Here is a 7,203-nt window from a genome sequence, read left to right as displayed (position 1 = left end):
GTTGTGCGGCGCTATTCTTTTCTTCGAAAAGAATTTGGAGCGACACACGAGGTTCGAACTCGTGACCTCAACCTTGGCAAGGTTGCGCTCTACCAACTGAGCTAGTGTCGCAATGATTAATCGTATTTACGCTTAATCTGAATTTGGTTGCGGGGGCTGGATTTGAACCAACGACCTTCGGGTTATGAGCCCGACGAGCTACCAAGCTGCTCCACCCCGCGTCCGTATTGTGTCACCGTTAAGTACGATGAAAACTTATACTCTCTAACAAGAGAGTTTGGAGCGACACACGAGGTTCGAACTCGTGACCTCAACCTTGGCAAGGTTGCGCTCTACCAACTGAGCTAGTGTCGCATTCACAACGTTTCCGTTGTTCAGGGCTGCGAATTATAAGAGCATTTTCTTATGATGCAAGCCCTTACTGGCAAAAAATCTTTTTTTTTTTTTTTTGACGAAAAAGAACGCAAATATGGCGTATTAATCACAAAAACTGGTTAACACGCCATCAGCAAAAAATGCCGTTCTGAAAATTAAATACTGAATATGGTCTTACGGTAGTACTGAAGCTCAGCAATAGACTCACGAATATCATCTAAAGCCAGGTGGCTACCTTGCTTAGAAAAGCCATCCAATACTTCTGGCTTCCAACGGCGAGTCAGCTCTTTTAGCGTACTGACATCCACATAACGGTAATGGAAGTAGGCCTCCAGCTCAGGCATATGTTTATAAAGGAAGCGGCGATCTTGCCCAATACTGTTGCCACAAATCGGAGATTTACCTTTAGGCACCCACTTTTCCAAAAACGTAATGGTCTGTTCAACCGCTTCTTGTTGTGTCACTGAGTCATGGCGTACTCGCTCGACCAAACCGCTTTTGGTATGTGTTGTGGTGCACCATTCATCCATTTTAGCCAATTCAGCTTCTGATTGATGAACGGCCAACACTGGGCCTTCAGCCAAAATGTTCAACTCACTATCAGTCACAATGGTGGCAATCTCGATAATTTTGTGAGTTTCAGGGTCTAAGCCTGTCATCTCAAGATCAACCCAAATCAAGTTTTGATCGCTAAAAGACATAAATACGTTGCCTATATTGGTTTGCAGATAAAAAAGGTACTATACCCAAATTCAGATCCCCAAGATACCTTTGGACATTGGATCCAAACGGTATGATTTTGAGTAAAATCTCAACGTTGGATCAAAACGTATCATAATCATGAAGTAGATAATCGTGGCAAAGAAAAAGAAGCTGACGAAAGGTCAAGTACGACGCGTTCGTAATAATCAGAGTAAACGACTCAAAAAAGAGGACACAGTTTCGTGGGATGAAGCCATGCTCGGCACCGCAAAAACTGGGTTAGTGATTACTCGTTTTGGCCAACATGCCGATGTTGAAGATTTAGAGACTCACACCATCCACCGCTGTAATTTACGCCGAGGCATTGAAACGCTGGTCTCAGGAGATCGTGTTATTTGGCGACCTGGACTCGAATCGATGGCAGGTATCTCTGGCGTTGTCGAAGCGGTTGAACCGCGCAAATCGGTTCTGACTCGTCCAGATTATTACGACGGTTTGAAACCAGTAGCGGCAAACATTGATCAGATGGTCATTGTGTCATCCGTACTACCGGAACTGTCACTCAATATCATCGACCGTTATTTGATCGCTTCAGAAACCGTGAATATTGCGCCGCTAGTGGTACTGAATAAGATTGATTTACTCAGCGATGAATTGCGTAACCAATATCAAGAGTCGTTACGTGTGTACGAACGCATTGGCTACAAAGTGCTTTTTGTCAGCAAAAAAAGCGGTGAAGGGATTGCTGAGTTAGAAGCGGAACTTGGCGGACGGATCAACATATTTGTTGGTCAATCTGGCGTTGGTAAATCCAGCCTAGTGAACGCATTAATGCCAAATTTGGAAGATGAAATTGAAGAAGGTGAAGTTTCTCAAGCATCTGGACTTGGTCAACATACCACCACTGCGGCTCGCTTGTATCATATCCCTACAGGCGGTGATTTGATCGACTCGCCGGGAGTGCGTGAATTTGGTTTATGGCACTTGGAAGCTGAAGCGATCACTGAAGCCTTTGTCGAATTTCGTCCCTTCTTAGGCGGCTGTAAGTTTAGAGACTGTAAACACGCTGACGATCCGGGTTGCTTACTACGTGAAGCCGTGGAAAAAGGTGATATTAGTAACACGCGCTTTGAGAACTACCACCGAATTTTAGAAAGCATGTCGGAAAACAAAGCTAACCGCCAATATTCGCGTAACAAAAAAGCGGATTTATAAATAGCATCGAGTTTTACCCCGGCAAATGTCCGCAGACTTGATCGATAAATTTTTTATCTGTCGCCATCGAATAATCCGTAAGCAATGGTGACTAACTGCTGACATGGTGAGAGTTTTTCAGTAACATCTCGCGCCCAAAGTGAAGAACATACAGTTAACATTGGAATCAGAGACAATGGATAAAATTAAAGTTGGACTGCAATACTGGATCCCACAACATGGCTTAACACGCCTGATGGGTAAACTCGCATCAGCGAAAGCTGGCGGTCTAACCACTGCAGTCATTCGTTGGTTTATTAAACAATATAATGTCAACATGGATGAAGCTCTGCATTCAGATCCTAGCCATTTCAAAACATTCAATGAATTCTTTGTTCGTGAATTGAAAGCCGATGCTCGGCCAATCAGTGACGGTGATAGCTTAATCACCCATCCGGCCGATGCTTGCGTTAGTCAATTCGGGCCGATTCAAGATGGCAAGCTGATCCAAGCGAAAGGCCACCATTTTACAGCGGTAGAATTGCTCGGTGGTGATGCCAAGCTGGCGCAAGAGTTTGAAGATGGCGAATTTGCCACGCTTTATTTATCACCTCGCGACTACCACCGCGTACACATGCCTTGCGATGGCGTGTTACGTCAAATGATTTATGTACCGGGCGATCTTTTCTCGGTTAACCCACTAACCGCCGAAAATGTACCGAACCTGTTTGCTCGCAATGAGCGCGTGGTGTGTATTTTTGATACTGAGTTTGGCCCAGTGGCACAAGTGCTTGTCGGAGCGACCATTGTTGGCAGTATTGAGCTAGTTTGGTCAGGTACCGTCACGCCTCCGCGCGGCAATACCGTTTATCGCTGGGATTATCCAGCCCAAGGCAATACCTCTGTTGTACTGAAAAAAGGACAAGAGATGGGTCGCTTTAAGTTAGGTTCTACGGTGATCAATCTGTTTGCAAAAGACAAAATTCGCTTTGATGAGTCTATGCAACACAATGCTACAACGGTTATGGGTACTCCATACGCACAGCAACGTTAATCGCCATCTCTTAATGTTCCCTGCCGAATGCGTTAGCTCTGCATGTTCAGAGCTAACGCCTCTAGATATTTCGCTTTTTTCTTTATTGATAAAAAACAAAGCTGCTGCATATTCCTTCGCTAAAACTCAAAATTTCAAGCCGCGTCTAAGACCTTCATTCACATATCATTTACGCTAGTTACTTCAAGTTAACCTAATGAAGGTCATGTGATATGCCTACCATGAATACGGGAATGCTGATAAAGCTTGCGATCTGCTTTTTGCTGCCCATCGGTGTTTTACTGATGCCCATTGATGCAATACCGATTGATGACTTAACCTTAATTCAACATCGATTACTGGCTATTTTTTTATTGGCTGCTCTGCTTTGGGTATTGGAGCCAGTTCCTGTATTTGCCACCTCCATTTTGATCATTGCGCTCGAATTGGTGATGATTTCAGATAAAGGCTTGCATCTCTTTCGTTCGCCACCCGCTGGGCATGATATCGGCGAGTTAATGAAGTACACCGATATTTTCAGCGCTTTCTCTTCACCGATTATTATCTTGTTCATGGGCGGCTTTGCACTGGCGATTGCTGCTTCTAAATATGAATTGGACAACAACTTAGCCCGAGTTTTACTCAAACCTTTTGGTACTCAACCCCGCTTTATTATGCTGGGGCTAATGTTGATCACTGCGGTATTTTCTATGTTTATGTCCAATACCGCGACTACTGTGATGATGCTGGCGCTGCTCGGGCCGATCGTCGCTTCAGCTCCAAAAGGGGATTTAGGCATCAAGGCCTTAGTGCTCTGCATTCCGATTGCAGCGAACACCGGTGGTATTGCCACGCCTATCGGTACGCCGCCCAATGCGATCGCGCTGCAATATCTCACCGGAAGCAATAGCATTGATTTCTTTTCTTGGATGATGATGGGCTTGCCGTTTGTGATTATTCAGCTCACGTTAGCTTGGTTTTTGCTACAAAAACTGTTTCCCTCTTCAGAAAAACAGATGGTGCTGAAACTAAACGGAACATTCCAAAAAAATTGGCGTGCAATCGTGGTCTACATTACTTTTGCCGCCACCATAGTGCTGTGGATGACCACCTCTCTACACGGCATGAACACCTATGTGGTATCTATTATTCCTTTGGCGGTTTTTACACTCACCGGCATTATGGGCAAAGAGGAACTGAAACAGATCAACTGGGACGTCTTGTGGCTAGTGGCTGGCGGGATAGCGATTGGAATTGGGCTAGATAAAACAGGGCTCGCTTCAGCATTAGCTCACGCGATTGATTACAGTTCTCTATCGCCTATCTCGGTCGTCATCACCCTGTCGCTCGTTTGTTGGATCATGGCAAACTTCATGTCCAATACCGCGACCGCTAACTTACTCATGCCGATCGCCGCCGCGATTGGCACATCCATGGAAAGCTTGGCCAGTATTGGTGGTATACAAAGTTTGTTAGTGGTTGTCGCCTTTTCTGCCTCACTGGGTATGATTTTACCTGTCTCAACACCGCCGAACTCACTGGCCTATTCTACCGGGCTTATTGAGAGTAAAGACATGGCCAAAACAGGTCTGATTATTGGCGTTGTTGGCTTGTGCATTGTCTATACTGCCGCGCTATTACTAACCTAACCTTTGGTGACTGCGACTTGCATTGAGCGTCAAGACTGAATGCAGGTCGCAAAGATGAATCATTCCAGCCTAAAACTAAGTAAAAGCAAATCAACGAGATGAACAATAATCGAGCGCGATCATATTAATCAACATCATATTTTCGTAGGATTAGCCTGTTTTAGTTATTCATTTATCTGAAGAAATATGAAACGACTTCATCATTTCGCTGCAACTAAGCGTAGGAGCCGTTAATTCATCTTTTCCTGATCTGAGCTATCGACACGCTGTTGTCAAACCGTTCTAGGGGCATAACCCATGAGACATACCATCAAATTTAAAATTCAAGTGGCGATCGCCATTATCATTGCGATAGTCAGTGGTGTACAAGCTTGGATCTCCGTCAGCCAACTGCAACAGGAGACGACTCACGCCATCAATAGTGAAATGGAAAATGTCAGTCTCGCCACCAGCCGTTATATCAGTGATTGGCTCGGGATCCGTAGCAATATGATGTTGGCCAATGAATCTTTTATCGCCAGTAATGACAACGCAGATCAAGCGCTACTGGTCACCAAAAAAGGCGGTGATTTTCTTTCTGTCTATGCTGGCTTCAGTGATGGCACCATCGCTTATGGTGATAAAACCGAAGATTGGCCAAGTGATTATGATCCAAGAACGCGCCCTTGGTATAAAGATGCAATGGCACAATCCGGGCTTATAATTACCGAACCCTACCAAGATTTTGATGGCAGCATCGTAGTCAGCTTCGCCAAAGCCTTTAAAGGTCAAAAACAAGGTGTACTCGCCGCCGATTTAACCGTAACCAATCTCATTAAAGAGGTACTGAGTGTTAAACTCGATAACCAAGGCTTTGCGTTTCTGGTTGATGGCAATAACAATATTGTCGCCTATCAAGATGAAGCCTTAAGCCAAAAACCTTTAACCAATTTAAACAACGAATTAGATTCCCAGCATATGGCCAGCTTAGCTAAAGAGAATCGCGTTGATACTATTGTTTGGCCAAAGCAAGGCAACAAATTAATTTACGTCTCACAAATACCAAATACCGATTGGTTACTGGGCATTGTGGTGGATAAAGAGATGGCCTACGCCTCGGTTTCTGAGCAGATCACCTTTACCGCCATTGCCTCTTTAGTACTCTACATTATTATCGCCAGCATCAGCACTTGGGTTGTAACCCGCTTACTGCAACCACTGCAGGTATTGTCGAACGCTTTAGCGCAATTAGCGCAAGGAGAAGGTGACCTCACCCAACGCATCGACATTCGACGCATGGATGAAATCGGTGAATTGGCCGAGAAAGTGAATCTCTTTTTAAGTCAAATGCAGGAGATGCTGAAAGGGATCGTCAGCCGTAGCCAACAACTTTCCCAGCAAGCACAAGATGCCAATGACCTTTCTGCTCAAGCTTCCATGCGAGTTGAGCACCAACAAAATGATGTCAACCAAATAGCCACCGCGATTCACGAGATGTCGGCTACCGCCGCTGAGGTGGCTAGCCATGCCGAACTGACCGCTAGCGCGTCACAAGCATCGGCCTCAGCTTGTGATGACGGGCAGGCGGTTATCAAAAAGAATCGAGATTCCATTACTCACTTAGCCAATCAGGTCGATAGTGCGGCCAAAGTGATCCGAGAGTTGGAGAGCAATGCTCAAAGTATCAACCAGATCCTATCCACCATTCAAAGTATTGCCGAACAAACCAATCTGTTAGCACTCAACGCAGCGATTGAAGCGGCCCGCGCAGGTGACCAAGGCCGTGGTTTTGCTGTGGTCGCCGACGAAGTTCGCGTGCTCAGCCAACGTACACATGGCTCAACGGAAGAGATCCGCACCATGATTGAAACCTTGCAGCGCAATACTCAACATGCGGTCGAGAATATGGAAGCCAGCACCAAACTGGCCGACCACAGTGTTGACTATGCCGAACAAGCTCACGACAGTTTAGTGCGGATCACGCAAGCCATTACCGAGATCAATGATATGGCCTTGCAAATTGCCAGTGCCGCTGAAGAGCAACGAGCCGTCAGCGAAGACATTAGCCGCAATACACAAGGTATCAAAGACGCTTCTGATGACCTTGCTAGTCAAACTCAGCAGAGCAGCCACAGCGCTCATGAAATGCATTTATCGGCAGAAGCCATGCGTAACGATATTCGCCGCTTCAAAGTGTAAATCCTCTTGGCTTGCCTCTTTTAATCACATTGAGGCAAGCCCATAAATTCCCTTTGTTTTCCCCTAGCGCTT

General features: G+C 45.6%; 5 protein-coding genes and 3 tRNA genes. 4 read left to right on the top strand and 4 right to left on the bottom strand.

All coding sequences use genetic code 11. From position 1 onward, the window contains the following. Positions 1 to 35: 35 nt before the first annotated feature. From AACQ79_RS07710 to orn, 4 genes are all read right to left on the bottom strand, one after another. Positions 36 to 111 (bottom strand) — tRNA-Gly (locus tag AACQ79_RS07710). 33 nt (positions 112 to 144) lie between these two features. Continuing rightward, positions 145 to 221: transfer RNA gene (locus tag AACQ79_RS07705), tRNA-Met, on the bottom strand. A 57-nt stretch (positions 222 to 278) separates the two neighbouring features. Then, a tRNA-Gly gene (locus AACQ79_RS07700) sits at positions 279 to 354 on the bottom strand. 176 nt (positions 355 to 530) lie between these two features. Further along, positions 531 to 1,076 carry an oligoribonuclease gene (gene orn / locus AACQ79_RS07695; protein ID WP_010318948.1) on the bottom strand — a complete coding sequence of 182 codons (546 nt, stop codon included), beginning with the start codon at positions 1,074 to 1,076 and terminating at the stop codon, positions 531 to 533. A 154-nt stretch (positions 1,077 to 1,230) separates the two neighbouring features. On the opposite strand from orn, the gene rsgA reads away from it, so the two are divergent. The 4 genes from rsgA to AACQ79_RS07675 all read left to right on the top strand — a co-directional run bounded on the left by rsgA (position 1,231) and on the right by AACQ79_RS07675 (position 7,131). Then, on the top strand, positions 1,231 to 2,292 hold the full coding sequence (gene rsgA, locus AACQ79_RS07690) for a small ribosomal subunit biogenesis GTPase RsgA (protein ID WP_013857936.1): 1,062 nt from the start codon (positions 1,231 to 1,233) through the stop codon (positions 2,290 to 2,292). A 175-nt stretch (positions 2,293 to 2,467) separates the two neighbouring features. After that, complete coding sequence (gene asd / locus AACQ79_RS07685; RefSeq protein ID WP_170899763.1) at positions 2,468 to 3,325, top strand: archaetidylserine decarboxylase; 858 nt, start codon at positions 2,468 to 2,470, stop codon at positions 3,323 to 3,325. Positions 3,326 to 3,537: 212 nt separating this feature from the next. Next, positions 3,538 to 4,953 (top strand): SLC13 family permease, encoded by a 1,416-nt coding sequence (locus AACQ79_RS07680; RefSeq protein ID WP_017048339.1) that lies wholly within the window; start codon positions 3,538 to 3,540, stop codon positions 4,951 to 4,953. 297 nt (positions 4,954 to 5,250) lie between these two features. After that, positions 5,251 to 7,131: a methyl-accepting chemotaxis protein gene (locus tag AACQ79_RS07675; protein ID WP_019282806.1), complete on the top strand. Its 1,881-nt coding sequence runs from the start codon at positions 5,251 to 5,253 to the stop codon at positions 7,129 to 7,131. The last annotated feature ends 72 nt before the right edge of the window (positions 7,132 to 7,203 follow it).

It is taken from the genome of Vibrio sp. 3-2(1), from assembly GCF_963887575.1.
Lineage (GTDB): Bacteria > Pseudomonadota > Gammaproteobacteria > Enterobacterales > Vibrionaceae > Vibrio > Vibrio anguillarum.
Note: the sequence above shows the minus strand (reverse complement) of the source record. Positions and strands in the feature narration are given on the sequence as shown.